Source organism: Labrys methylaminiphilus subsp. lupini, assembly GCF_051161885.1.
Classification (GTDB): Bacteria; Pseudomonadota; Alphaproteobacteria; order Rhizobiales; family Labraceae; genus Labrys.
In genome coordinates, this window is the sequence record NZ_JBMDIH010000002.1 from 1,182,405 (window position 1) to 1,208,724 (window position 26,320).

Annotated in this window: 25 protein-coding genes; 8 read left to right on the plus strand and 17 right to left on the minus strand. The window is 62.6% G+C overall.

Annotation, left to right across the window (positions count from 1 at the left end):
* Positions 1-158 precede the first annotated feature (158 nt).
* A complete protein-coding gene (tkt, locus tag ACN6KF_RS31085) occupies positions 159-2,204 on the plus strand; it encodes a transketolase (protein ID WP_434960739.1) in 2,046 nt (681 codons plus the stop codon).
* 192 nt (positions 2,205-2,396) lie between these two features.
* On the opposite strand, the gene ACN6KF_RS31090 is transcribed toward tkt, so the two are convergent.
* The 10 genes from ACN6KF_RS31090 to ACN6KF_RS31135 all read right to left on the minus strand — a co-directional run bounded on the left by ACN6KF_RS31090 (position 2,397) and on the right by ACN6KF_RS31135 (position 13,077).
* Complete coding sequence (locus tag ACN6KF_RS31090) at positions 2,397-3,953, minus strand: B12-binding domain-containing radical SAM protein (RefSeq protein WP_434960740.1); 1,557 nt, start codon at positions 3,951-3,953, stop codon at positions 2,397-2,399.
* Between the two features lie 112 nt (positions 3,954-4,065).
* On the minus strand, positions 4,066-5,328 hold the full coding sequence (locus tag ACN6KF_RS31095; RefSeq protein WP_434960741.1) for a class I SAM-dependent methyltransferase: 1,263 nt from the start codon (positions 5,326-5,328) through the stop codon (positions 4,066-4,068).
* 125 nt (positions 5,329-5,453) lie between these two features.
* Positions 5,454-6,836: a sigma-54-dependent transcriptional regulator gene (locus ACN6KF_RS31100; protein WP_434960742.1), complete on the minus strand. Its 1,383-nt coding sequence runs from the start codon at positions 6,834-6,836 to the stop codon at positions 5,454-5,456.
* Complete coding sequence (locus ACN6KF_RS31105) at positions 6,811-8,613, minus strand: sensor histidine kinase (protein WP_434961353.1); 1,803 nt, start codon at positions 8,611-8,613, stop codon at positions 6,811-6,813. Before ACN6KF_RS31105 ends, ACN6KF_RS31100 begins: the two co-directional genes overlap by 26 nt.
* A 2-nt stretch (positions 8,614-8,615) precedes the next feature.
* The gene (locus tag ACN6KF_RS31110; RefSeq protein ID WP_434960743.1) at positions 8,616-9,011 is read right to left on the minus strand and encodes an EamA family transporter; all 396 of its coding nucleotides are present in this window, start codon (positions 9,009-9,011) and stop codon (positions 8,616-8,618) included.
* Positions 9,008-10,144 carry a GNAT family N-acetyltransferase gene (locus ACN6KF_RS31115; RefSeq protein WP_434960744.1) on the minus strand — a complete coding sequence of 379 codons (1,137 nt, stop codon included), beginning with the start codon at positions 10,142-10,144 and terminating at the stop codon, positions 9,008-9,010. The genes ACN6KF_RS31110 and ACN6KF_RS31115 overlap by 4 nt, the downstream gene beginning before the upstream one ends.
* Positions 10,141-11,046 (minus strand): alpha/beta hydrolase, encoded by a 906-nt coding sequence (locus ACN6KF_RS31120; protein WP_434960745.1) that lies wholly within the window; start codon positions 11,044-11,046, stop codon positions 10,141-10,143. The genes ACN6KF_RS31115 and ACN6KF_RS31120 overlap by 4 nt, the downstream gene beginning before the upstream one ends.
* Entirely contained in the window at positions 11,043-11,405 is a 363-nt protein-coding gene (locus ACN6KF_RS31125; RefSeq protein ID WP_434960746.1) for an EamA family transporter, read from the minus strand. The genes ACN6KF_RS31120 and ACN6KF_RS31125 overlap by 4 nt, the downstream gene beginning before the upstream one ends.
* Positions 11,402-12,316, minus strand: a complete 915-nt coding sequence (locus tag ACN6KF_RS31130) for an arginase (RefSeq protein ID WP_434960747.1) — start codon at positions 12,314-12,316, stop codon at positions 11,402-11,404. Before ACN6KF_RS31130 ends, ACN6KF_RS31125 begins: the two co-directional genes overlap by 4 nt.
* Positions 12,313-13,077: an MtnX-like HAD-IB family phosphatase gene (locus ACN6KF_RS31135; protein WP_434960748.1), complete on the minus strand. Its 765-nt coding sequence runs from the start codon at positions 13,075-13,077 to the stop codon at positions 12,313-12,315. Before ACN6KF_RS31135 ends, ACN6KF_RS31130 begins: the two co-directional genes overlap by 4 nt.
* Before the next feature lie 416 nt (positions 13,078-13,493).
* On the opposite strand from ACN6KF_RS31135, the gene ACN6KF_RS31140 reads away from it, so the two are divergent.
* The 3 genes from ACN6KF_RS31140 to ACN6KF_RS31150 all read left to right on the plus strand — a co-directional run bounded on the left by ACN6KF_RS31140 (position 13,494) and on the right by ACN6KF_RS31150 (position 16,415).
* On the plus strand, positions 13,494-14,348 hold the full coding sequence (locus ACN6KF_RS31140; protein ID WP_434960749.1) for a fatty acid desaturase family protein: 855 nt from the start codon (positions 13,494-13,496) through the stop codon (positions 14,346-14,348).
* A 63-nt stretch (positions 14,349-14,411) separates the two neighbouring features.
* Complete coding sequence (locus tag ACN6KF_RS31145) at positions 14,412-15,758, plus strand: aspartate aminotransferase family protein (RefSeq protein WP_434960750.1); 1,347 nt, start codon at positions 14,412-14,414, stop codon at positions 15,756-15,758.
* A 66-nt stretch (positions 15,759-15,824) separates the two neighbouring features.
* A complete protein-coding gene (locus ACN6KF_RS31150; protein ID WP_434960751.1) occupies positions 15,825-16,415 on the plus strand; it encodes a phosphatase PAP2 family protein in 591 nt (196 codons plus the stop codon).
* Between the two features lie 47 nt (positions 16,416-16,462).
* Here the strand turns inward: ACN6KF_RS31150 and ACN6KF_RS31155 are convergent, their stop codons facing one another.
* Positions 16,463-17,422 carry an NAD(P)/FAD-dependent oxidoreductase gene (locus ACN6KF_RS31155; RefSeq protein WP_434960752.1) on the minus strand — a complete coding sequence of 320 codons (960 nt, stop codon included), beginning with the start codon at positions 17,420-17,422 and terminating at the stop codon, positions 16,463-16,465.
* Positions 17,423-17,629: 207 nt separating this feature from the next.
* Between ACN6KF_RS31155 and ACN6KF_RS31160 the strand changes: the two genes are divergently transcribed.
* The gene (locus ACN6KF_RS31160) at positions 17,630-18,094 is read left to right on the plus strand and encodes an Rrf2 family transcriptional regulator (protein ID WP_434960753.1); all 465 of its coding nucleotides are present in this window, start codon (positions 17,630-17,632) and stop codon (positions 18,092-18,094) included.
* A gap of 29 nt (positions 18,095-18,123) precedes the next feature.
* Here the strand turns inward: ACN6KF_RS31160 and ACN6KF_RS31165 are convergent, their stop codons facing one another.
* Positions 18,124-18,597, minus strand: coding sequence for a winged helix-turn-helix transcriptional regulator (locus ACN6KF_RS31165; protein ID WP_434960754.1), 474 nt, complete (start codon positions 18,595-18,597; stop codon positions 18,124-18,126).
* Between the two features lie 180 nt (positions 18,598-18,777).
* Here ACN6KF_RS31165 and ACN6KF_RS31170 point away from each other — a divergent pair, with 180 nt between their 5' ends.
* The gene (locus ACN6KF_RS31170; RefSeq protein WP_434960755.1) at positions 18,778-19,698 is read left to right on the plus strand and encodes an alpha/beta fold hydrolase; all 921 of its coding nucleotides are present in this window, start codon (positions 18,778-18,780) and stop codon (positions 19,696-19,698) included.
* Between the two features lie 87 nt (positions 19,699-19,785).
* On the opposite strand, the gene ACN6KF_RS31175 is transcribed toward ACN6KF_RS31170, so the two are convergent.
* A complete protein-coding gene (locus ACN6KF_RS31175; RefSeq protein ID WP_434960756.1) occupies positions 19,786-20,394 on the minus strand; it encodes a TetR/AcrR family transcriptional regulator in 609 nt (202 codons plus the stop codon).
* Positions 20,395-20,708: 314 nt separating this feature from the next.
* Between ACN6KF_RS31175 and ACN6KF_RS31180 the strand changes: the two genes are divergently transcribed.
* The gene (locus ACN6KF_RS31180) at positions 20,709-21,008 is read left to right on the plus strand and encodes an I78 family peptidase inhibitor (RefSeq protein WP_434960757.1); all 300 of its coding nucleotides are present in this window, start codon (positions 20,709-20,711) and stop codon (positions 21,006-21,008) included.
* A gap of 48 nt (positions 21,009-21,056) precedes the next feature.
* Here the strand turns inward: ACN6KF_RS31180 and ACN6KF_RS31185 are convergent, their stop codons facing one another.
* Together ACN6KF_RS31185 and ACN6KF_RS31190 are read right to left on the minus strand one after the other, a co-directional pair.
* Positions 21,057-21,305, minus strand: coding sequence for a hypothetical protein (locus tag ACN6KF_RS31185; protein WP_434960758.1), 249 nt, complete (start codon positions 21,303-21,305; stop codon positions 21,057-21,059).
* A gap of 151 nt (positions 21,306-21,456) precedes the next feature.
* Entirely contained in the window at positions 21,457-22,161 is a 705-nt protein-coding gene (locus ACN6KF_RS31190; RefSeq protein ID WP_434960759.1) for a DUF3053 family protein, read from the minus strand.
* 375 nt (positions 22,162-22,536) lie between these two features.
* Between ACN6KF_RS31190 and ACN6KF_RS31195 the strand changes: the two genes are divergently transcribed.
* A complete protein-coding gene (locus ACN6KF_RS31195) occupies positions 22,537-24,012 on the plus strand; it encodes a CoA transferase (protein ID WP_434960760.1) in 1,476 nt (491 codons plus the stop codon).
* Positions 24,013-24,021: 9 nt separating this feature from the next.
* Here the strand turns inward: ACN6KF_RS31195 and ACN6KF_RS31200 are convergent, their stop codons facing one another.
* Positions 24,022-24,441 carry a hypothetical protein gene (locus ACN6KF_RS31200; protein WP_434960761.1) on the minus strand — a complete coding sequence of 140 codons (420 nt, stop codon included), beginning with the start codon at positions 24,439-24,441 and terminating at the stop codon, positions 24,022-24,024.
* Positions 24,438-26,066 (minus strand): chaperonin GroEL, encoded by a 1,629-nt coding sequence (groL, locus tag ACN6KF_RS31205; protein WP_434960762.1) that lies wholly within the window; start codon positions 26,064-26,066, stop codon positions 24,438-24,440. The genes ACN6KF_RS31200 and groL overlap by 4 nt, the downstream gene beginning before the upstream one ends.
* Between the last annotated feature and the right edge of the window lie 254 nt (positions 26,067-26,320).

A 26,320-nucleotide genomic window follows, 5' to 3' on the forward strand; every position in this document is an offset into this window, starting at 1 on the left:
TGGTATTCAGCCCAGCCAAAAAGACGATGAGGGTTCGTCATCAAGCGACTAGGTTGCCAGATTATAGTATGAACGAATGTTGCCGTATCTGCGCGGTAAGGCAATGCGGTTGACAGGCTTGCTGTCGCGCAATCACCTCATTGAGAAGGATCGTGCTTATGGATGAAGCCACTTCAACCGCGACACCGAAGACGGTACCTGCCCCGCGTGACCAGCATCTCCGCGACATGGCAGATTGCATCAGGTTCCTGTCGATGGATGCCGTGCAGAAGGCCAAGAGCGGTCATCCCGGCGCGCCCATGGGCATGGCTGACATCGCCACTGTCCTCTACAAGGATTTCATGACGTTCGATGCGGCGGAGCCCCATTGGCCCGATCGGGATCGCTTCGTTCTCTCCAACGGCCATGCCTCGATGCTGCTCTACAGCCTGCTTTACCTGACAGGCGAGAAGGACATGCCGATCGAAGAGTTGGAGCGTTTCCGCCAAGTTGGCAGCAAGACGCCAGGTCACCCCGAATACGGCCATGCCGCCGGCATCGAGCTCACCACTGGCCCTCTTGGGCAGGGCATCGCGGATTCGGTCGGCATGTCTCTGGGCGAGCGCATCCTGAATGCGACTTTCGGCGACGATCTGGTCAACCATTACACCTATGTCTTTATGGGCGATGGCTGCCTGATGGAAGGCATCAGCGAGGAGGCGATCTCGCTGGCCGGCCATCTCAAGCTGGGGCGGCTCATCGCCTTCTGGGACAACAATTCCATCACCATCGACGGGGCGACCAGCCTCGCCGTGTCCGACAACGAGATCGAGCGCTTCCGGGCCTCCGGCTGGCATGTTCAGGAGATTGACGGCCATGACACCGACGCCATCCGCGAGGCGATCACGGCCGCCCGCGCGGTGACGGACAAGCCGTCGATGATCGCCTGCAAGACGATCATCGGCTTCGGCTTCCCCACCAGGGCCGGCACGCAGAAGGCCCATAGCGATGCGCCAGGGGAAGAGGAGATCGCCGGTGCCCGCAAGATACTGGGCTGGGACTCGCCGCCCTTCGTGATCCCCGACCACCTCCTGAAGGCCTGGCGCGACATCGGCTCGAAGGGAGCAAGCGCTCGCGCCGCCTGGCTGGAGCGTGTCAAGGCCACGCCGGAGCCGCTGCGCTCGGAATTCGAGCGTCGCCACAGGGGCGAACTGCCGGCAGATTGGAAGAGCGCCATTGCCGCCGCCAAGCAGGAGTTCATCGCTGGCGACAAGGGCATGGCAACCCGGCAGGCGAGCGGCGCCGTGCTCGAACACCTCGCCAACGCGATCCCCGAATTGCTTGGCGGCTCGGCCGACCTCACGCCCTCCAACAACACGAGGACCAAGAGTCAGGTCGAGATCAGGCCGGGCGCCTATGCCGGGTCTTACGTCCATTACGGCGTGCGCGAGCATGGCATGGCGGCTGCGATGAACGGCATCGCGCTGCATGGCGGCCTCGTCCCCTACGGCGGAACCTTCATGTGCTTTTCGGATTATTGCCGCCCAGCCATCAGGCTCGCGGCGCTGATGCGCATCCGCACGATCTTCGTGATGACGCATGATTCGATCGGTCTGGGCGAGGACGGCCCCACCCATCAGCCTGTCGAGCATCTGGCGGCGCTGCGTGCCATCCCGCATCTGGGTGTCTACCGCCCCGGCGATCCCGTCGAGACGGCCGAATGCTGGGAACTCATTCTCGATCAGCCGCGCCGTGCCGCACTCATCGCACTGTCACGCCAACCCATGCCGCTGCTGCGCCGGGAGGCGAGCCTGGAGAACAAATCCGCCCGCGGTGCCTATGTCCTGCTGGAAGCCGAGGGCGGAGCGCGCAAGCTGACCATCCTGGCGACAGGTTCCGAACTGCATCTCGCCGTCGAGGCCCGCGAAATCATGCAGCAGGAGGGAGTGCCCACGGCCGTTGTCTCCATGCCCTGCCGCCTGCTCTTCGAGGAGCAGGATCTTGCCTACAAGAAGGCGGTGCTCGGCGAAGGGACCGCGCGAGTCGCCGTGGAAGCAGCGGTGGAACTCGGCTGGGAGCGCTATCTCGGCTTCGAGGGGCGCTTCGTTGGGATGCACGACTTCGGTGAATCCGGCAAAATCGACGATGTCTACAAGAAGTTCGATATTACGACGGATGCTGTCGTTCGTGCCGCCCGTGCTGTCGTCAGCGGAGATGGTTCGTGAAACGGCATAGGTCTAAGTGACCGCCAAAGTGGCTGAGAACGACCCAGCGCAAGAAGCCTTTGGCCCTCCTTGCCTTGTGCTGGCGTTTCCTCCCTCGACTTCTGACCGCGCGCAATTGCTGCGCGGTCATTGGACGTCCGTCAGCACAAATCTGTCCAAGCAAAGCTTCGAAACCATAGCTGACGACACGCCCTAGAACGAGTTGACGATCCGGCCCGCCCGCATGTCGCTGATCATGGTATGGGCGTGGTAATGCATGGCGCATTTGATCGCATAGATCTGCATCACCACCGGCGACTGGCGACGCTTGAGCATCGTCCACAAGCGCTGGCGATAGACCCGACGCAGTTCCTTCTGGGGCACCCGGCGCATCAGGCGCAGGAAGATACCGGCGGCTTCGAGCATCCACATCAGGTTGAGCTTCGCCAGGCGCAGCGGATGGCGGCGCAGATGCCGCAGCCTGGAGCGCTCCGGCTTGATGCGTTCGTCGAGATAGAGCGCGTCCAGCCGGTCGAAAAAGGCCTGGGGCTGGTGAAGATCGGCCATCACCTCCAGATAGCCGTCGCGCAGTGCCTCGCGGCTCAAATTGAGAGGGATGACATTGGTGCCGTAGGGCTGCCGGTCGGAGAGGTCGAGACGGCCTTCCTTGGCGAGGCGAGCGTAGAGCGGTGTCTTGGGAATGGCGGCGAGCATGCCGACCATGGCGTTGACGATGCGGGACTCCCGGATGAAAACGCGCTGGGCTTCGAAGATGGAGGCATCGTCGCTGTCGAAACCCAGGATCATGCCACACCACACCTCGATGCCGCTGCGCTGGATGGTGTGGACCTTTTCCAGCATGGTGGCGCCTTTGCGCACGTTCTGCAGCTTCTTGGTCTCGCGCAAAGCGGCTTCATTGGGTGTTTCGATACCGATGAACACCACGCGGATATTGGCGTCCACCATCAGTTCCATCAGTTCGGCATCGTCGGCGAGGTCGATGGAGGCTTCGGTGACGAAGGTCATCGGATAGTCATGCGCGACCTGCCAGGCGACAACGTCGCGCAGCACTTCCTTGATCGCCTTCTTGTTGCCGATCAGATTGTCGTCGACGATGAAGGCGGTATCCATCCCGGTCGCCAGCAGCGCCTCCAGTTCGGCGATGACCTGCCGGCTGGTCTTGATGCGGGGCTTGCGGCCAAACACCACGATGATGTCGCAGAACTCGCAGGTGAACGGGCAGCCGCGCGAGAATTGCACGCTGCCGACCGCATAATCGTCCATCTTGAGGAGATCGAAGCGCGGCACCGGCACCGTTGACATATCGGTCTTGTCGGTCTGCTCGTAACGACGGGCATGGCGATTATGGACCCAGTCATCCAGAAAGCGTGGCCAGCTCTCCTCGGCTTCGCCGATGAAGGTGACGTCGGCGTCGTCGCCAAAATAGTCCTCGCTCACCGTGATCCAGGGACCGCCGACCGCTACGAAGCACTTGCGACGCTTCAATTCATCGAGGATCTCGCGCATGCGGAAACGCTGCACGATCATGCCGGTGAGGCCGACGATATCGGCCCGGGCGCAGAGCTCATAGTCGATTGCCTCGACGTTTTCGTCGATCAGGGTGACGGTGTGTTCGGCCGGTGTCAGCGCCGCCAGCAAGGGCAGGCAGGCGACGGGCAGGTTGGCCTTGGCATCGAACAGGGGCAGGGCATGTTCCAGGCCCCAATAGGAAGCCTCGAAGCGCGGATTGATCAGCACGATATGGGCCATGGTCGTCACCGTTCGGTGGAGTTGAGGGAGATTCTTGCGGCTATTCCATCATTTCGTTTGGTTCAGGGGGCAGTCCGGGCAGGCTGAGAGGAGACGAGTCGGGCGCGCCTCCTCAGGCTACGTTTCCAAGCTGGGTGTCTGCGGGCGTAAACTTGCTGGCCGCCGGCCGGCGTTCGGCGCTGATATAGTCGCGCGTCATCGGCAGGGTCTGGTTGGACCGGGCGAGCTGGATCTGGAACACCACCAGATCCTCGCAGCGGAAGGCGACCTCGGCGGCGGCGAGGTAATATTCCCACATCCGGCAAAAACGCGCGTCATACAGCGCCTCGGCCTCGCCCCGGCGTGACAGGAAACGTTCGCGCCAGGCCCTCAGCGTTTCGGCGTAATGCAGGCGCAGCACTTCCACATCGGTGACGATCAGCCCGGCCCGCTCGATGGCCGGCAGGATCTCCGAAAGCGAAGGGATGTAGCCGCCGGGGAAGATGTATTTGTCGAGCCAGGGCGTGGTGAAGCCGGGTTCGGACGAACAGCCGATGGTATGCAGGAGCATCACGCCGTCGTCGGCCAGAAGCCGGGCGGCGGTCCGGAAGAAGGTCTCATAATAGGCAAGACCGACATGCTCGAACATGCCGACGGAAACGATGCGGTCGAAGCGTCCCTGGACACTGCGATAATCGATCAGGTCGAAATGGACGCGGCCCTCGACAACGCCCTTGGGCCGTTCGCGGGCAAAGGCCAGCTGTTCTTCCGACAGGGTGACGCCTCGGACCTCGGCAGCTCCGGCCTCGGCGATCGAGCAGGCGAGACCACCCCAGCCCGAACCGATGTCGAGCACCCTGTGCTGCGGCCCCACCCGAAGCTTTGCGATGATGTGCTGCTTCTTGGCGGCCTGGGCGTCTTCCAGGCTCTGGCCGGAATATTCGAAATAGGCGCAGGAATATTGCCGATCGGCATCCAGGAACAGGTTGTAGAGACGCCCGTCGAGATCATAGTGATGCGCGACATTACGCTTGGAACGGCCCGGCAGGTTGCGCAGCCGGAACCGGCGCAGAGCGGCGCGGGCCCGATCGATGAGGCGCGCGGGCAGGGGATGGGTCTGGTTCTGGCCCTCGCGCAGGATGAGATGGACGAAATCGTAGATCGAGCCCTGCTCGACCAGGAAGCGCTCGTCCATGTAGAGTTCGCCGAGCCGCATGTCCGGATCGGCCAGCAGCGCCAACACAGCAGCCCGGTCCGTCAGGCGGACGGTGACAGGTTCGCCGCTGCCGTCACCGAAGACGAGCCGGGTTCCGGCGGGTGTCACCACCGTCAGATTGCCGCGGCTGACAATCCTGGCAAAGGCCCAGCGCACGATGCGGTCCAGGATGGAATCCATCTCATGATCTCCTATGGGGCGGCGTCAAAGCGTTTTGCGGTTCGTCGGAATCGCCAAGAATCGCAAAGACGCGTCAAAACAAAACAATGAGAGCAACGCGCGTTCACACCTGAACGCGCTTTGCTCTAGGAGCGCGGCCCGACCGTCTTGGAGACGGTGATGTCGTATTTCTTCAGCCGGTGCCAAAGGCTGCGTTCATTGATGCCGAGCAGTTCGGCTGCGCGCACCTGCACGCCGTCGGCCCGCTTCAGGGCTTCGACGATGAGGCCGCGTTCGAAGGCGGCAGCTGCATCGTCTAGTTGAATGGGAAAATCCTGCGCCGCGCCGTTGCCGGGCTTTTCGGCGATATAGGGCGGCAGGTCGGTGGCCGAGATCACCGGGCCGCGCGCCGAAATCAGTGAACGTTCTACGCAATTCTGCAGTTCGCGGATGTTGCCGGGCCAGCGATAGGCGGTCAGCACGCGCACGGCGTCGGGGCTGAAACGGATGTCGCGCTTGCCGAGCGTGGGCGCGAGGTCGTCGGCGAAAAGATCGAGAAACAGCGGAATGTCCTCGGCGCGTTCGCGCAGAGGCGGCAAGGCGATCGGGAACACGGCGAGGCGGTAGTAAAGATCCTCGCGGAACTTGTTCTCGGCCACCATCTGGGTGAGGTCGCGGTTGGTCGCGGCGATGATGCGCACATCGGCCGTGCGTGAGCCCGTGGCTCCCACCGGCTCATATTGGCGCTCCTGCAGCACGCGCAGGATCTTGGCCTGCAGGTTGAGCGGCATGTCGCCGACTTCGTCGAGGAAAAGGGTGCCACCCTCGGCCTGGGCGAAACGGCCGACGCGATTGCTGACGGCGCCGGTGAAACTGCCCTTCACATGGCCGAAGAACTCGCTTTCCAGCAGTGCCTCGGGAATGGCGGCGCAATTGACCGCGACGAAGGGTTTGCGTTGGCGCGGACTGTTGAAGTGGATGGCGCGGGCCACCACTTCCTTGCCCGAGCCACTCTCGCCGGTGAGCAGCACCGTGGTGCGCTGTTCGCACACCTCGCTCACGGCACGCAGTACCTTCTGGAAGGCGGGGGATTTGCCCACCAGCGTGTCGAACTTGTAGCGTCCGGCCAATTCCTGGCGCAGGCGCTCGTTGTCGCGCAAAGCCTCGTGAAGCCGCAGGGCGTTGGCGAGGGTCGTCGCCAGCTCCTCCTGTTCGATCGGCTTGTCGATATAGTCGAAGGCTCCGTCCTTGATGGCCTGGACGGCGTCGCGCACCGTCGAGTAGGCGGTCATGATCACCACCGGCATGGAAGGATGGCGGCGGTGAATTTCGGCCAGCAATTCCTGCCCGCTCATGCCGGGCATGCGCAGATCGGTGAGCACGAGATCGACCGGTTCCTGCTCCAACCGCTCGAGCGCGGCGGCACCGCTGCTTGCGGTAAGCGGGCGATAGCCCAGCCCCTCCAGCACGCCGCTCAACACGTCGAGCAGCTTCACCTCGTCGTCAACGAGCAGGATCGTTTGGGACATCGCCTGCCCTCCGTTGAGATGCCGGTATCACGAGTTCGAAAATGGCGCCGCCATGCGTGGCGTTGCGGGCCTCGATCCAGCCGCCATGACCTTCGGCGACGGCGAAGACGCGTGCGAGGCCAAGCCCGGTGCCGCTGTCCTTGGTGGTGACGAAGGGATCGAAGATGCGGTCGATCAGGGTTGACGGGATGCCAGGTCCATTGTCGGCAAAGATGAAATGCACCTCGTCTCCCTCGGTGGTGATGCGAATGTCGAGGCGGGGGCGAACGGCAAGACCGGGTGCCGTCGCCAGTTCGGGCGTTCCTTCCATGGCCTGCAGGGCGTTGAGCACCAGGTTGAGGCAGGCCTGGATCATCTGGTCGCGATCGACATGGATGCGGGCTCCGCCGCTTTCGTCCTCGACATTGACGAGGACCTGCTGCTGCTCGATCTCGCTCTGGCAACTGCCGAGAACCCGGTCGACAAGATCGACGGGAGCCAGGTCCGTCATGCGCTGCGGCGGCCGGGCAAAGGCCAGGAAGTCGCGGATCAACTGGTCGATCCGGCGGACCTCGTCGATGACATAGCCCAGGCGCCGCGTCTCCACCTCGGTCAGGTTGGCGCTGTTCTGGAGGAGTTCGGCGGAGGTCTTGATGATGCCGAGCGGATTGCGCACCTCATGCGCAAGGCCGGCGGCAACCTCGCCGAGCGTGGTCATGCGCTCGCGCCTTCTGAGCTTGGCTTCCATCTTGCGCAGCCCCTCGAGCTGTTGGGCCATCGAGTTGAACGCGATGGACAACTGGCCGAGTTCATCGTGGCGGCGGGTCGGCACGCGCTGGGTGAAATCCCCCTTCGCGATGGCGTTGACGCCCTCCGCAAGACGAATGACCGGGCTGGTGAGCAGGCGCGACATGATCAGGCCGGCGCCGAGCGACAGCAGCATGCCGAAGGCGAAGATGGCGATGAACAGGTTCTTGCTCGTCACCCAATCGGCAATGCCCGACTCCGAGCTGAGGCCACAAAACAATACGCCAATGAGAGCGTTGCCATCTCGGATCGGCGCATAGATGCCGATGGAGATATCCTCGCTAGCGATATCGGCGGATGTATACTCATCGACGCCATTGCCAGCGACCTCGGCCAGCGTCGCCGCGGGCAAGGCAATGGGTGCTTGCCCGTTGGAGGCATAGACCTGCGTGAACTGGCCATTGACCTTGTAGTAGAGGCGAACGGTCAGCGACGACAATGCCCCCATATTGGCGACGAAGCTTTGGTCGACCAGCGTACCGATCAGCACGTGGTAGCGCTGGCCTTGATAATCGAAGGTGCTGGAGCCCGCCGCCATCAGGGTCGGCGTGCCGTCGATCACGTCGAGATAGAGCTTCTGGCCCTCGCCGAAGGGTACGCTGGTGATGTTGGTGGCCGGCTTGGAGGAGAAGACGACCTTGCCCTCATTGTCGGAGATCAGCAGGAGATCATAGCCGAGTGCATTGATCATATGCGACACCGCCGGCGGCATCTCGTGCGATTGTCCGGTGACGAGAGCGGTCAGGCTGCCATTCTCGGCGAGCACGTCGGCGATGCTGGCGGTTTCCCGACGCTGGTCGAGGATGTTGGCCACGAAAAAGTGCGAGGTCTGGAACAGCCAGGCCTCGACATTGTCCTCGAACGTGGTGGAGACCACTTGCGTGGCGAATTTGGTCGCGATCAGCATCGGAATGACGCTGATGATGACGAACACGCCGACGAGCTTCCAGCGTATCGAGCGGCTCCACCATTTATAGAGAACGGTGAGCATCGTCACCCGTCGCCTCCCCCCATGACGACCACCCCCGCCACGATCAGGCCGATGCCCACCATGCGCCAGGGCGAGAGTTCTTCACCAAAGACATAGTGGGAGGCGATGGCAACCACCAGCATCACCACGGCGGTGAGAGGAAAGCCGAAGCTGAGCGGAATGCGATCGAGAATGACCATCCAGGCGGAGAAGGCCCCTAGATAGCCGAAGACCCCGACGATGACCCAGGGATTGCTCGCCGCTTCCATAAGCCAGGCGAGGCCGAAGGGAAGATGCGCCAGCGCCTCGCCGCCGATCTTGAGGGCGAATTGCGAGGTGGTTTCGAACACGAGCAGAAGCAGCCACGCAAACAGGGTATTGCGGTAGCCCGGACGCGGAGTGGATATCGTGTTGGTCATGCCGCATCCTTCACGAGATTGGCGATCGCAGGATCGAAGCGGTCCAACCGCACGAATTTGGCGACGACTTGCAGTATGGTGTTAATTGCCGCGTTGCGATGGCGGAAATATTGCCAATTGGGTTGCAGCCGGCAGCCCAGCCGCAGCTTGGGGCCATAGAAGGCCTGGCCGCTCTGATAGACCGGGATGCCGCGCTCGATGCAATAGCGGACATTGTGCAGCCAACTGTTGAAATAGAGACTGAATTTCGGAACGACGGCGTAGTTCATGCCGATATATTTGTCGATCAGTCGGTCCGCGGTCTCGATCACGAAATTGAAGGCGACCAGCTCATTGCCATGCCAGTAGAGGAAGACGCTGGCTTCGGGGGTAAGAAAGCGCAGCAACTGCGGGAAATAGTCTGGCGGCAGATACTCGAACTGAAGGTCGCTATGGGCGACCGTTTGCTGGTAGAGGGCGGATACCTCGCCAACCACGTCGTCGATCTCGCGGCGCTGCTCGACGCGAATATCCTTGAAGGCCTTGAGCTTGCGCCGCATGTCCTTGCGGGTGGCCTTGCTCAAGCTTTCGAGATAGGCGTCGAAAGTGGCAAAAGGCAGGTCGAGCATGGCCGTCGGCAGGCCGGGCAGGCGGGTGAAGCCGCTTGGCGTGAGCGCGCCGCGCCACAGGCCGTCATCCCGGGAGGGGGCATCCTTGATGCCGAGCAGGCCGTAGCGCTTGGCGGCGCCAAATTCCTGCAGGGCGGTGACGATACGCCGGAGCAGAGCCGGCCGGTCATAGGCCGGCACCTCCGGCGCAAAGCCGAGATGGCAGATTTCGGCAACCGGCGAGCCGAAGGCGATCAGGCGCAGTGACAAGAGAGCGGGCAGCACGCGATGGATCTGGTTGGTGATCCGCTTCAAGACCCCCTGCACGGTGGTGTCGAGGCGATATTCGGTGCCGAAGGCCGGCACGACGGCGACCAACCGGCCATTATCGCGGATGGCCGCGTAGTACCAAGTGAAGCCCGGAGGGCCGGCTTCCTCGCAGGCACGATAGAAGGCCCAGTTTTCCGGATCGGACGGAAAGCAGCGATTCCAGTCCGCACTGTCGAAGGCGGCGATCGAGTTCTCGACGACGGCGGTCAGCGTCATGATCGTCCTCGATTGAGCGCCAGGCTCAGCGTGGGCTGGGCGAGCCGGCGCGGCTCGGTACGCTTGAGGAAGCCGACGGAATGGTCGACCACCAGATCGCGCTCCTGGTCGAGCGTGATCATGTGATAGCTGTTTTCGAGCAGGATCTTCTCGACATTGCCGCCGAGATTGGCCGCCAGATAATTGGCGTTGCGGATGCTGGTGACGTCGTCCTCGCGGGCATGCAGGACCAAAGCGGGCATGCGCAGAGCGGGCAAACGTGGTTTCAGATCCCGGATGAGGTAGAGAAGCTGGGCAAGGCTTCGGCCGGGCATATAGAGCAGGCCCGCCTCTTCACTGCGGCCGGATTCCATGGCGGCCTGCACCCGGGCCCGCAGTCGGTCGTCCTTGATGCCGTAAGGAAAATTCTCTCGGAAGCGGAAAAAGCGCCCGAGCCCAAGCAGGATGGCCACGTGCAGAAGCACGCTGCCGCGCGGCACGCTCCAGCCATCATAGAACATGGTCGGTGAATAGAGCAGGCAGCCCGCGACGCGATCGGAACGGTGGGATGCCACCAGGAGGGCCAGCAGCGCACCCATCGACAGGCCACCGACGAACACGGCATCGTGGTTCTGGCGGATCCGGTCGAAAGCTTCCAGGGCACTGGCGAGCCAGTCCTTCCAGCCGGTCGCCATGAGGTCGGCTTCGCTGCCGCAATGGCCGGCGAGCTGTACGCCATAGACGGAATAACCGGCCCGGGCCAAGCCCTTGGCGACCAGCTTCAGCTCGGCCGGCGTGCCGGTCAGCCCATGAATCAGCAGGACGGCGGTCGGGCCGCCGGCATAATGGAAGGCATGGGCCAGAGGGGGCGCGGACTGGGTTTGGGTCTCAGATTTGCCGATCGGGGGGGTATGAACGTTCATGTCGAGGTCCCCACAATAGCGACACCCACGGCAATGAGGGCGGTCCCGAGCCAGCGCCGGCGAGATACCGGCTCCTTGAGAATGAAGCGACTTGCGAGCGCGATGCCGCAATAGGAGAGGCTCGCCAACGGGAAAGCGACGCTCAATGGCATGCGTGACAGCACGAACAGCCAGGCGCCGATCTCGATGGCGTAGGTCGCCACGCCCAGCCAGATCAAGGGCGTGGTCGCGACCTTGAGCCAGACCGGACGGGACGAATCCCCGCCTGTGACACCGTCGAGGCCAGCCTTGAAACAGAGCTGTCCGACGACGTCGCACAGGATCGTGCCGAAGAGGACGAGGAAGGCAAAACCGTTCATAGGACAGCCTCGAAGGCAGCAATCAGCCGCTCGTTGGTATGGGCATTGATAGTGAGATCAGGCTCTGCATCGACGCGCGGCTGGTCCAGCCGGGATTCGATAAGCTTAAAAGGATTGCGGTGGCGGATCGGCGCATATTCGCCGCAGATGTCAGCGCCGACCACGCTGAAATTGGCCGCCAGGCGCTGGATGGCTTCGATCAGGCGCTGCAGCGGCAGCCCGCCCTGGTCCCAGTTGGTCACGGCTTCGGTCGGCGGCAGCACGTCCTTGTCGATGGTGATCCAGATCCGTTCCGTCGGTACGCGCTCCATCAGGGCGCAAAGAAAGCCGCTCCAGTCCTGATCCACCAGATTATGCCAGCGGATCAGTCCGTCGGCAGCAACATGGCCGGCACCGCTGCGGACTTCCTTGCGCGTTTCCGAGGGACCATGCCACCAGGGGAAAAGCTCCAGCCGCCCGTTCGACAAGGCCTCCAGGTTGGCCCCCTTGCGATCCGGACGCACCAGATCGTCGCTGCAGGGACCGATGGTGACCACACGCTCGACATGCGGCAGGGCGAGCGCTTCGTTGACCCACGACCCACAATGGCGGCGGGGCATGGTCCAGCACCAATCGGGATGATTGTCGAAATGAACCACCGTCAGCGGTCCCGGTGCCGAGGCGATGAAGCCGGCGGTGAGATGATGGAAATCGCCCGAGCCCACCAGGGTGAGTGCTGGCTCGGACGGCGCCGGCAGGCTGGCCCAGAAGCTCTCGAAAGCGGCGTAGGTCTGCCGGCGCGCCCACAGACGCAAGGCCGGGCCGAGCGAGCGCAGATCATGCAGCACCGCCTGGCCGGACTGAAGGCGCCGGGCGATCGGCTTCTGGCCGGGTAGGCTACCGTCGAGATCCAGGATCCTGATCGGCATCATGGCAGCACCCTGCCTGGGATGCAGGCCTCGAGCAGGCCGGTATGCTTTTCCTGCCCGAGGAAGGTTCCATCGGGGACTTGCGCTGCCAGGCCGGCCAACCCGGCGCCGAGGCTCGGCAGTCGTTCGGCCAGAAGCTGCGTGACCTCGGCAAAATCCCTGTAGGGCAAATGCACGATGCCGCTGGCCTGGCAATGCTCCAGAAGGCCGGCCTTGGCGAAGACGAGATCGACGGCCCCGGCCGCGCAATAATCCGAGCGGCCGTCGCCGACCAGGATGGTGGTATGCGGCCCCGCTCCGCCAGTCGCCCTGACGGCCTCGCATTTGCAGGTTCCAGCAGCCGAACGGCAGGCTGTGGAAGCGTAGGGGCTGAGCATGGCATGACGGTCTTCGGCCAGGAACATCAGGCGGTTGGCGATAACAGGCAGGTCACCCAGGCCAAGACGCGAAAGGATGCGTCGGATGGCATAGTCGAGGCCGTCGCTGACGATGGTCGGCTCGATGTCATGGTCCCGGCAGAAGGCGACGAAATCGACGAAGCCGGGATCGATGTCGATGGAATCGAGCAATCGATCGAGGGCAGGGTGGCTGCAATGCAGGAGCGCGACCTGGCGCGCCATGCAATCGGCGGAGCCAATCAGGCCCGCCTGCCATTGGGCTTCGATGTCGCGCCAGCCGGGGGCCGCGAAAGCCTCGAGCAGGACGTCGGTAACGTCGCTGGTCGCTATCGTTCCGTCGAAGTCGCAATATATCCGATACGCCATTTCACGATCCGCTGGCAGAAGGTTTGCCTCTCGGGTGGCAAGATGCGTGCCAGTCGGCTTTCTTGGGGTCGCAAACCGGTGTGCCGGTCTCCAGACCGGCATGGAGACGAATGCTTGCCGGCGGAAATGCCGATCCCGCTCCATCGACCTGCCGATGGAACGGAGAAGATCGGCACGCCAAGGCCGCGGCTTCCTCGGCTCCCTCCAAATTGCGAGCTACAAGTTTTGTAGCTCGCGTCATGAAATGTCGGAGTGGCAATCGGCGCACTGCGCGCCGCCATGGCGGGCAATGTGCCAAAAACCTTGGTGGAAGGCGGCCATTCCCTGCTTTGGCGATCTTGGCACGTTCCTTGCGGTTGGTGCGGCAGCCGCTCTGTTGGTTGCCTGACCAGGCGACCGAACCAGGAACGTTCAAGATGCGCATGCTGCAATACTCAAAATGGGACTGGGTACCCGTGGTACTCGGCACCGCTCATTTCCTTGCCGTGATCGGACTGTTTTTCGCCTTTCCGCATTTGTCGTGGTGGAGCTTCATCTGCCTGGCACTGATCTATTCGCTGTCGATATCATGGAATATCAACAGTATATCCCACAACTTCATTCATAATTCGTTCTTTGCCAGCCAGACCTTGAATGTCGCCTTCAGCTTCATGCTGTCGATTACGCTCGGGTTTTCGCAGATCATGTATAATTTTGTTCATATGCGCCATCACAGTGGCAACATGGACCGCCCCGACGGCAGTGGAAAGACGATCGATTATCTGTCGATCTACAAGCATGGCCATGACGGAAAACCCGAAAACGTCTGGGCCTATACCTTCCTGAGCTATTTCCGTGATGACCCTGCCGAGATCCTCAGGGCCATGGCGGTCAGGCGTCCGGGCGAGGCTCGTCAGGCCAAGTTCGAACTTGCCGTGATGATCGGCTTCTACCTGGTGCTGGCGCTGCTCGACTGGCGCTTCATCGTCTGCATGCTGCCCTTCAACTATCTGGGCCAGTGCCTGTCGTCCCTCAACGGCTATTACGAGCATTTCGGTGGCGACCCGGAAAAGCCGCTGGCCTGGGGCGTGAGTACCTATGAAAAGGTCTACAACTGGACCTGGATGAACAACGGCTATCACGCCGAGCATCACTACAGGCCCAAGGTCCATTGGACCAAGATGCCCGAGCTCCACCGCAACATTGCCGCGGAGCAGGAACAGGCCGGCACGCGGGTGATCCGCCCGCCCCATCCCCTCGGTTTCCTCGACGCCGATCTAACCCAGCACTGAGCCCAGGAGCACCCGTCGAAGGACGGGGCGTTCGCCAACTCCCTCTTCAATCGAGATAGTTCCGTGAATTTCATCAGCACCACTCTCACGCGCACCGCCACCAGCGCCGCCCTGTTCGAAACGGCGCGCCATGTCATTCCAGGGGGCGTGAACTCGACCGCCCGGGCCCAATGGTCCGGCTGGCTGCCCTATCCCCTGTTCGTCGAGAAGGGCGAGGGATCTCGGCTCGTCGATGTCGACGGCAATCACTACATCGACTATTTGCTTGGGCTCGGCCCGATGATCCTCGGGCATCGCCCGCCCAAGGTGACCCGCGCCGTTGTCGATTTCATCGAGCAGCGCGGCACCGTTTTCGCCCTGCCGACGGCGGACGAGGCCGTCCTGGCCGAAAAGATCGTGGCCGCGGTACCTGGCGTCGAGCAGGCGCGCCTGTGCAATACCGGCACCGAAGCGGTGCTCTATGCGACGCGCCTGGCGCGGGCCTTCACCAAAAAGCGTAAGATCATCCGCTTCGAGGGCATGTATCACGGCTTTTCCGACGGCGTGTATTGGAGCAAGCACCCGCCGATCGACAAGGCCGGACCGGACCACAGCCCCACGGCCGTTGCACAGGGCCCCGGCATGCCGCGCGGCGTGGAGGAGAACCTGATCATCCTGCCCTGGAACGATGCGCAGGTGCTGGCCGACGTTCTGGCCAAGCATGGCGAGGATATCGCCGGCATCATTACCGAGCCGGTGATGTGCAATACCGGCTGCATCCTGCCCAAGCCGGGCTATCTGGAGGCGATGCGCGATCTCGCCACCCGGCATGATGTCGTGCTGATCTTCGACGAGGTCATCACCGGTTTCCGCCTAGGCCTCGGTGGCGCTCAGGCGCGGCTCGGCATTCGGCCTGATTTGTCAGTGTTCGCCAAGGGGCTCGGCGGCGGCTTCCCGGTGGCGGCCCTCGGCGGCAGGAAGGAGATCATGAGCCTGGTCGCTGACGGGACCGTGTCGATGGCGGGCACCTATACGGCCAATGGCATCGCGGTCGCCGCCGCCAATGCGGCGTTGGACGAACTCGGCCAGGATGGGATCTATGAGCAGTTGGATGCTGTCTCGGACGAATTGAGGACAGGCCTCGACCGCGTCCTGAAACAGGCCGGGTTGCCCGCCTACACGGTTGGTCTCGGCCCCCTGATGCAGGTGTGGTTCGCCGACAAGCCGATCCACAACTATCGCGATGCCGAGCGCTATGCCGACCAGGAACTGTTCCGGCGCTGGTGGGAAGGCATGCTGGAGCGCGGCGTGCTCTTCCATCCCGGGGCCTATGAGAACCTGTTCGTGTCGACGGCCCATAGCCGCGAAGACATCGCAGTGACGCTGGCGGCCGCCAAGGATGTCGCCGACAGCCTCGCACGGACGATGTGATCCATCCGGCCGCTGCTTGCTTTCCGCTGGCGGCGGCCGAAGTGTTTTCCATGCGATGATTGCTGAATGACCCTGAACCAGACCCTGTTCGCGATCCTCAATGCGGGCGTGCCGGCCAGTGCGGTCGGCCTCGACATCGGCTATCTCGCCGCTGTCTTTCTGATCTTCAGCCTGCCAGCGAAGCTGATGATCGACTGGCTATGGGGCAATTCGCGTGACCGTGGTGCCGCGATGGCCGTCGTGACCGCCATCTTGTTGGCTCTGGGGATCAATCTGTTGATCTCGACCGGGGTTCAGATACCCAGGCCGCACGAGGCTGGGATCGGACACAGCTATCTGGCGCATGCTGCCGATAGCTCGTTTCCCAGCGATCATGCGACCGTCCTGTTCGCCGCGGCCTGGGCTTATGCGTTCGCCGGACGGGCGGCTAGCGCCTGGCTGTTTGCCGTCATCGGGTTGATGGTCGGTTGGGCGCGCATCTATCTTGGCGTGCATTATCCCCTTGACATTTTCGGCGGCGCGCTAAGCGGCCTGACAGGAGCCATGCTATCGCGAGGCCTGATGGTGCTCGCGGGAACGAGGCTGCTCGCCTTTGCCGAGGCCTGCTATCGCCGCCTTTTCTCCATGTTGATCCGGGCCGGGTGGGTGCGGGCGTGATCCCGTGCCCGACGGCGGGCCGGTTCCGGCCTGCCTGATCCCGCGGATCATCCATGCGCGCCGCTGTCGAAAACAAGCGAGCGGTGCGCGGACACTCCTGCCATCACACCGCCTGCAGACGCCAGCGTCGCATTTGCCATCATGCTGGTGACATCGCCAGCGGCAAAAACGCCCTCGATGCTGGTGCGCTTCTGGTCGTCGACGCCGATGAGGGGCCCGAGGGGGCCGTCCTCGATGCGGCATCCGAGCTGTTCGGCAAGGGGAGACGTCAAATAGGTCTGTGGTGCGGTGAAAATGGCTTCGACCGGCACCGTCAGGCCATGCGCGGATCGGACGGCCTCGACCGCCGTGCCGGAGCCGATAATCTCGACGATCGGGCTGCGTTCGACCTCGATCTTGCGCGTACGAAACAGGGGGAGGAGTTCCTCATCCGGCTCGAACCGGCCCTGAGTGAAATAGACAGTCGGACCCCAGTCCGACACGAGGACGGCCTGATGCGCCGACATCGGATGGTTGGCGATTACGCCGAGGCGGCGATCCGCGACCTCATAGCCGTGACAATAGGGACAGCTGAAGATGGAAAGGCCCCAGCGCTCGCGCATGCCGGCGATCTCCGGCAGGTCGTCCCCGACGCCGGTTGCCAGGATCAGCCGCCGGCCGCGCACGGTGCCTTTTTCTCCCAGATCGATTTCGAAGAAATCTCCGTTCTTGCGTGCCTGCAGGGCCTGTCCGGCGACAAAACCGAAAGTCGGATAGGCGGAGAGCTGGGCAAGAGCGGTGCCGATGATCTCGCGCGGGGGCCGTCCATCCTGTCCGAGAAAGCCATGGGCGTTCTCGACGAAGCGGTTTCGCGGCTGGCCGCCATCGACGAGAAGCACGCGGCGTCGGGCGCGGGCGAGCTGCATTGCGGCCGAGACGCCGGCAAAACTGCCGCCGATGATGATGACGTCGTGATCAGCGGCGTGGCGAGGGCGGTCGATACCGTTGAGAGGCGATGCGGCGATCATTGGAGCACCTGTAGGTCCGGAGTTGAGAAACGGCTCGCTGGCATGCCTGCCAGATTCGTATCATTAAGAGTTACATGATATGCGGGGCGCTCAAGAACGCAACTTTTATTGTTACGAGATCATATTGCGGCTATCTCTGCATCAGCGGAATCTCCGTGCAACGGTGCGATTGCCGGATCGGGGATGCCGGAAGAAAAGGGAACGGAAATGGCTCGCGACAGCCGGCTGTCACGCATGCTCCATGTGCTGCTCCACATCGATCAGGCCGAGCGCGGCCTGACCTCGGATGAGATCGGCAGGATGCTCGATACCAATCCCGTGGTGATCCGCCGCACCATGGCCGGACTGAGGGAGCAGGGCTATGTGACGTCGGAGAAAGGCCATGGCGGCGGCTGGAAACTGGCCCGGCCCCTCGATCAATTCACTTTGCGCGATGTCTATGCCGCCATCGGCGAGCCGCCCATATTCGCCCTGGGTCTGGCCGAGGACCACCCGCAATGCCTGGTCGAACAGGCTGTGAATGCGCGTCTCGACGATGCGCTCGGCAAAGCCCGCCAATTGCTGCTCGATCAGTTTGCCAAGGTGACGCTGGCGGATCTCTCCGGCGATTTCCAGGCGCGCCTGGCGGCGCACCGTGAACGCGGCTGCGATGGGCATGGGGAGGAACGGTAGAACGACCTGCTGCGCCAGCGAGCAGGGGCTCAGTTCTTCTCCTCCATATCTGCTCCACCCGGTGGGCTGCGGACGAAGGTGTCCTGCGCGCCCAGCACACGTCCGTCCTGGGCACGAAGCTCGAGCCGGCGCACGGGCAGGGTGGTCTTCTTGTCCACCAACAGCACATGGGCTTCGTCCGGCTCGAAGAAGAAATCCTCTCCCCATTGCCGCAAGGCCACCAGAACCAGGAATAGGCCGCGGCCCTTCTCGGTCAGGACGTATTCGTGATGGGGACCGCCGTCACCGGCGGGCGCCAGATCCATGATGCCGTGGGCCACCAGGTTGCGGAGTCGGGCCGAGAGGATGTTCTTGGCCAGGCCAAGGCTCTTCTGAAACTCGCCGAACCGACGCAGGCCATCGAAGGCGTCGCGCACGATCAGCAGCGACCACCAGTCGCCGATCGCATCCAGCGGCCGGGCGACGCCGCACGCAGATTCCCGGTGGCTTACCCGCTTGGCCATGGCACTCGCCGATCCATCCTTGTTCGTGCCGAGGGGACGGCTCGACTGTCACGCATCGAAACGCGCTCCAGCCGTTCCCAGCTTGTCCCTCGAACTCATAGCATATCGGTTGCAAATTAAAACTGCAGGATTTAGTCCTGTCATGGTTTCAATCTAAAACCATGACAGGAGATATTCCCAATGATCGAGGCGGAAGCGACCTTCGACGGCACCTTTCCATTCGCTCCACACTTCACCAATGCCGCCGGTTTTAGAATGCACCATGTCGATGAGGGCCCCGATGATGGCGAACCCGTCCTGTGCCTGCATGGCGAGCCGACCTGGGGCTATCTTTTCCGCCATCTGATTCCCGTTTTGAGCCGGACGCATCGGGTGCTCGTTCCCGATCATATGGGTTTCGGCAAGAGCGGGACCCCGATAGGTCGCAGCTATTGGCTCCAGGACCACATCGACAATCTCGAGCGCTTCGTCCTCGCGCTCGACCTCAGCCAGATTACCCTCGTCATGCATGATTTCGGCGGCCCCGTCGGCATGGGCCTTGCCGCCCGGCAGCCGCAGCGGATCCGTCGGATCATCTCGGTCAATGGACCGACGCCCTTCGGGCAAGTCGATCTCGTCGAGCGCCTCACGGCCAATGCACAAGCGGCGCCCTGGTTCCAATGGATTGCCCGGGCCCATGCCGGGGGCGTGTTGAGGAGCGTGCTCGGCCAGCTCGGGTTCAACATCCTGAGCACACTGAAGCTCAACGGTTTCGAGAACAATGCCGTCATCACCGACGCATGGCTCTCGGCCTATGGCGCTCCTTTTTCAGATCCGGCTGAATGCGTGGGTGCCATCGGCTGGGCAGAGGGTTTTGCCCTAGGCGCCCACCGTTTCGAGCAGCCGGGCCCAGTGGCCTTCGAGATCATCCGCGACAAACCCGCCTTGGCGATCTGGGGCGAAGCAGACCGCACATTGCGGGCAGCGCATTTCCTGCCCTTGTTCTCCGAACTCTTCCCCCAGGCTCCCGTCGAGCGGCTCGCCGGAGTCGGGCATTATTGTTTCGAGGACGCTCCCGATGTCATCGCCGATCTGATCTGCAATTTCATTCGCCGGTCGTGATTTGACGCAGAAGGCCTCGGTGAGAGGCTGAATGAGTGGGCGATCCGGAAAGGCAGGATAGCATGATCGCCCAGGCGGGAAGGCCTCTTATCGAGCGCTTGGCGACCCGGTTTGCGCCTGGAGCAACTGCATGGCGAGGCGGGTTACGTCCTGCAGGCGCTCGCGCGATACGCCGTCCCGCGCCTTGACCGACAGGCCATGCATCACGGTGGCGAAAGTGTCGCCGAGGGCGCGGGCATCCGCCTCGGGCCGCAACTCGCCCTCGCGGATGGCGCGATCGAGCCGTCCGGTGATCGCACTCGTCTGAGCGCGGCGGCGCTCGGCCAGCCAGTCGCCTATCTTCACATTCTCGGTCGCGCAATTGGTGGCTGCAGTGACGACCATGCAGCCCCAAGGCTTTCCCGGCCGCGTATAGGTGTCCACCGCCTCCCGAAAGATCCGTTCGGCCGCCGCCAGGGCCGTCGGCTCCTGGGCCAGCGCCCGTTCCACGAAGCCGCCTTCTTGCGCTTCGTAAAGCGCGACCGCTTCCCGGAACAAATCCTCCTTGGAGCCAAAGGCGGCATAGATGCGCGCCGAGGCGAGGCCAAGTTCGCACACGAGGTCGGCCATAGAAGTTCCCTCATAGCCACGGCTCCAAAAGACGTCACGTGCCTTTGCCAGGGCCTCGCCACGATCGAACTCCCGAGGGCGCGCCATCGAAGCCTCCATTCTTGTCCAATCGACAAATAATTCTTCACGAGCCACATGGCAAGCCGTGCGCCTGCAGGCGCTTTTTCCGGACGCAGACGTTCGGCGCGTTCAGCCTGCATATCGAGGTCAAGCAGCAGGGGTGAGCGTCAGGACATTTTTTGAATGTTTGACATAAGGAATGCTATGGAATAATTTGAAATATATGAATTAAATCATATTTTTTGATTGAGTTTCATCCGACGGGATGAAAGGGCGAGGTACAATCCGGCATGACAGGCTCGATCGGTTCTGCCGGTCAAATACCGCAATGAGGAATCAGCATGCTTACCAGCCAGATCAGGCCCTTCCTGCCGTTCATACCCGTTGCCCTGCTGGCACTGACGGCCTGCGCTTCCAATGCCGCACAGCCGGGGCCATCTTCATCTTGCGTGGCGGAGGCGGCGCAGCGCCTGGTCGGCCAGCCCAAGCCGACGGACGATGAGGCCAGGAAACTGACAGGCGCCCAGATCGTACGCCAGATCAAGCCGGGCCAGGCCGTCACCTTCGATTTTCGTCAGGATCGGGTCACTATCACCACCAACCCGGCGACCGGGCGGGTGGTCAGCGCCAGTTGCGGCTGAGCGACTGCCCATCCCCACCGGCCAGGTTCCTTATTCAGGGTGGCCTGATTACATCCAGCTTCTGCCGTCGCCGCTGGAGCAGCCATAGGGCGGCAGGCGGTCCCCGAAACGCTTTTGCAACTGATAGCAGCCCCATTTGCGCAGGGCCATCGGCATGCGGCTGTTGAGCTCGATACCCACTTCGTCGAGCGGGTCCTTGGCAGCCGTCACATAGTCGTACCAGCGATAGCCGGCCGTGCCGACGATGGCGATGACGGCCACAGCCACGATCATGATGAGTTTTCGCAAGATCAGCATATTCGATACCTCAAGCAGGGCGCGTTCAGAGCTGGAGGCATGTTTGCTCCAGCTCCTTGTTTCCAAGCCAATCCGACGGATTGGCTTGAGCGTCTTTGCGATTCTGGCGATTCCGTCAAATCGCAAAGACGCTTCACGGCGTGATGACATCCTACTGGAATGAACGGAATTTCTGCTGGAGAGCCATCGCGGCCTGTCCCTTGGCGTTGAAATCGTCGAGAAGCGGCTGCAAGGCCGACAGGGTCTTCTGATCCTTGGCGGTGATCATCATGCCGCTGACCTCGAGCTTGTCCTTATTGCCGGTGATGAAATCGGCGAGCCGCAAGGCAGCAGTGGTCATGTCCTGGACCGGCGGCAACATCTGCTTGACGTTCCTGGCAACCTCCGTCACGTCCCGCTCATAGGCCTTGTCGAAGACGGCCTTGAGATCGTCCGGCTGCTTGAGCTGCGCCTTGGCAGCGTCGGCCTTGGCAAGGGCCTGGTCGATGGCGCTGCCGAGCTCGCCGACAAGATTGTGCACGGCTGCCAGATCCTCGCGCCGCGTCGCCAGATCACCCATCGAGCGAATAGAGCCCTTGGCCATGATGGCGCCGAAGCGCTGCTGTAGATTGCCAGGCTCACCCGTCGGGCCTGCCGCAAAGTCGGTGATGATGGCGTAGTCCTTGACGTAGGGGCCGAAGGCGTCCTTCTGGTTGCCGCTCAATTGCGGCACATGGGCGCCGGGCTTGTCGAGAATGCGGGTTTGCAGGAATTCGATGAATTCCTTGCGCTGGCTGGGTTCCTGGTCGCCGCAGGCGGAAAGGGCAAGGCAGAGCAGAACACCCACAAACGCTATGGGTCGGGCAAACACATTCATACGATCGCTTCCAGGCAATTCGAATTGCGTGATTTGATGAGAGATTCCAGCAAGAACATTGAAATCATGACGATTTCCAGCTTTCCAACAGCAGGACGAAGCCAATCGAAGAAAAGCAAGGACAAGGGGAAGGCAGGATAAGTATCTCAAGAGCAAAGCGCGTTCATGGCTGGCGCTCGTCAGCTCTAACGCCTTGTTTGGACGCATCTTTGCGATTCTGGGCGGGCTCGCCGAACCGAAAAACGCTTTAGCATGCCGCACCGTTCATTCAAGCCTTGTGCACGACTAGATCGATATGCGCCCTCCGGCGGTCGGCGAAGTCTGGGCCGAGGTGTCCCGAAATTGTTCATTGAAGAGAATCATATTGAGGCTGCCATGCGCGACGATACGGCTCCGACATTTCTATCCTCGACGGTCTCAGCTCCCGCTGCGTATTTCCTGCGCGAGATCTGGCAAGCCGTCGGCGGAGATCCTGCGCATCTCAGCCATCTGACGATAGAAGGCGCCGGTGCTCTGCCCTCGACATTCCACGTTACCGATCTCGCCGGCGCAGCGGTGGCCGCCGCCAGCCTCTCTGTCGCCGAACTGGCGTCGTTGCGACAAGGCAAATTCCCCGCCGTGCAGGTCGATCGGCGGCTGGCCTCGTTCTGGTTCCTCACCACGCTACCGCCGCAGGGATGGTCGATGCCGCCGCTATGGGATGCTGTGGCCGGCGATTATAGGGCGGCAGATGGCTGGATCCGGCTGCACACGAATGCCGCGCATCACCGCGATGCTGCCTTGGCTGTCCTGAGGACGCATGCCGAACGCGAGGCGGTGGCTGCCGCCGTGAAGCAATGGCAGGCGGCGGCCCTGGAGACGGCCATCGTGGCGAAGAATGGCTGCGCCGCCACCATGCGGACGCTCGCGCAATGGGCCGATCATCCACAGGGAAGGGCCGTCAATGCCGAGCCGCTGCTGCATCGTAGCAGCACCGCTGGCGGTGACCGGTCACACCTGCCGCTGTCGGCAGCTCGGCCTTTGCAGGGCATCCGCGTACTGGACCTGACGCGCATTCTTGCCGGTCCCGTTGCGACGCGCTTCCTCGCGGGCTTTGGGGCCGAGGTTCTGCGCATCGATCCCCCGGGCTGGGAGGAGCCGGGCACCGTGCCCGAGGTCGTGCTCGGCAAACGCTGCGCCCGGCTCGATCTGAAGAACCCCGACGGTCTGCGCACGCTGGAGCAACTGCTCGCGCGGGCGGACATCTTCGTTCACGGCTATCGGCCCGACGCGCTTGCCCGTCTCGGGCTTGATTCGACGCGCCGCCGGCAACTCAATCCGGGGCTGGTCGATGTGTGCCTGGACGCCTATGGCTGGAGCGGCCCCTGGAGCGGACGGCGAGGCTATGACAGCCTGATTCAGATGAGCACGGGCATTGCCGATGCAAGCATGCGCGCGGCAGGGCAAGACCGCCCGACACCGCTGCCCGGGCAGGCAATCGACCATGCCACCGGCTACCTCCTGGCCGCCGCGGCCGTCCGGGGGCTGGTGGAACGGCTGCAGACGGGGCGGGGATGCGAGATACGCGGATCGCTCGCGCGCACCGCGCTTGCTGGTTTCAGCTGGCAACCAACCGGACGACGCCGAAGCGCCGGCGCCCGAGCAACCTTCCGACTGGTCCGACCTCGTCGAGCAGACCGGTTAGGGACCGGCCCGCCGCATCCGCCCGCCCGTTGCGATCGCGGATATCCCAATGATGTGGGATTTGCCCGCGCCGAAGTTGGGATCTTCAGCGGCGGCCTGGCTGGCCGACAAGGCCTGACCACGCACCCGCAGCAGCGCTGCTCATGCCTGAACGCCCCCGCTCCTTAGGCCGTGGCTCTAGGACTTGGCCAGGGAAGCGCGTTTTTGTGCCGGGTGATTCCAATAGGTGGTCTGGCCCTGATAGGCCGTGACCCCGGCAATGGCCGTGGTCACGAGCGCCGCGGCGAGCGTCGCCACGATACAGACGGCGAAATAGTGCTGGCGACGAGCGATCCCCCGGCGGACCTTCCTGGCCCGGGATTTTCCCTCGATAAGGTCCAGCAATGTTTCTTTCCGCACCAAGATTTCGCCCTCGAACTGTCGATATGACGTAACGACAAGGCAGGACGCAATCAGACCTGTCAGTGCGATTTCGCACATTGCGATCATCATCTGGCCGCAATGGCTGAAAAGGGGAATGAGGCCGGCGCGACGACCGTTGCATACGGTGTTGCCGTCGGAACCCGCGAGGAGGCGGGTTCCGTAAACGACCGTCAAAAGCCCATGCCGCCGCCTCTAGGCATGGCTGGCGGCGCCTCCTTGTCAGGCAGCTCAGCCACCAGAGCTTCGGTGGTGATCAGCAGGGCGGCGATTGACGCCGCCCCCTGCAGGGCTGTCCGCACCACTTTGGCAGGATCGATCACGCCGGCCCGGACAAGATCTTGGTATTCACCCGTGTAGGCATTGTAGCCCCAACTATAGCTGTCCTTTTCCAGAAGCTTGCCGATGATGATGCTGGCATCGGCGCCGGCATTCGCCGCGATCTGCCGCGCCGGCACCTCGATTGCGCGTCTGACGATATCGATGCCGGTCTTCTGGTCGCTATTGCCCGGTTTCACGCTGTCGAGGGCGCCGAGCGAACGCAACAGGGCTACGCCACCGCCGGGAAGAATGCCTTCTTCCACGGCCGCGCGGGTGGCGTGGAGTGCATCGTCGACCCGATCCTTGCGCTCCTTGACCTCGACTTCGGTAGCGCCGCCGACCCGGATCACCGCCACGCCGCCCGCCAGCTTGGCCAGGCGTTCCTGCAGTTTCTCCCGGTCGTAGTCAGAGCTGGTCTCCTCGATCTGCGCCCGGATCTGGGCGATGCGGGCCTGGATCTCGGCCTTCTTGCCAGCGCCGTTGACGATGGTGGTGCTTTCCTTCTCGATCACCACCTTCTTGGCCTGCCCAAGCATTTGCAGGTCGATATTTTCGAGCTTGATGCCGAGATCCTCGCTGACGACGCTGCCGCCGGTGAGAATGGCGATGTCTTCCAGCATGGCCTTGCGGCGGTCACCGAAGCCCGGCGCCTTGACGGCGGCAATCTTCAGCCCGCCGCGCAGTTTGTTCACCACCAGCGTGGCGAGTGCCTCGCCTTCCACATCCTCGGCGATGATCAGCAGGGGGCGGCCACTTTGCACGACGGCTTCGAGCAAGGGGAGCAATGCTTGAAGACTCGAGAGCTTCTTTTCATGGATGAGGATGTAGGGATCTTCGAGGTCGGCCCGCATCTTCTCCGCATTGGTGACGAAATAGGGTGAGATGTAGCCCCGATCGAACTGCATGCCTTCCACCACCTCGAGTTCGGTGGCCAGCGCCTTTGCTTCCTCGACGGTGATCACGCCCTCATTGCCGACCTTCTTCATCGCCTTGGCCAGGAACTCGCCAATCTCCGCATCGCCATTGGCCGAGATGGTGCCGACCTGGGCGATTTCATCGTTCTTGGTAACCTTGCGAGCGTGCTTCCTGAGATCGGCGACCACGGCTTCCACTGCCATGTCGATACCGCGTTTGATATCCATCGGATTCATGCCGGCGGCGACAGCCTTGGCGCCCTCCCTGACGATGGCCTGGGCCAGAACGGTGGCGGTGGTGGTGCCGTCACCAGCCGAGTCCGAGGTTTTGGCGGCGACCTCGCGGACCAATTGGGCCCCCATATTCTCGAACCTGTCTTCCAGTTCGATTTCCTTGGCGACGGTCACGCCATCCTTGGTGATGCGGGGGGCGCCGAAACTTTTTTCGATGACGACATTCCGGCCCTTGGGGCCGAGCGTCACCTTGACCGCGTTTGCAAGCACGTCCACGCCTTGCAGCATCTTCTCACGTGCTTCGGATGAGAACTTCACGTCCTTGGCAGCCATGACAATTCCTCCTTTGACTGGCTCGACGTTTGGCAGAAATGCGCCTTTTCGCGCCAACTTCTTGTTTTGTCGTGTTTTCTTAATCGAAAAGTCTATCAACTTTTTCGGAAAACGCTCTAGCCCAAATATGAACCTGGCTTCTCTCCTGTTCCAGCTCTCAACATTGCTGCGACGGAAGAGCAAACGGGCCGGAATTATCCCTTGGCGCCGGCAAGAGGGCGTTGCAAATGTCGGAAGGGGCCGCTTTTTGCACG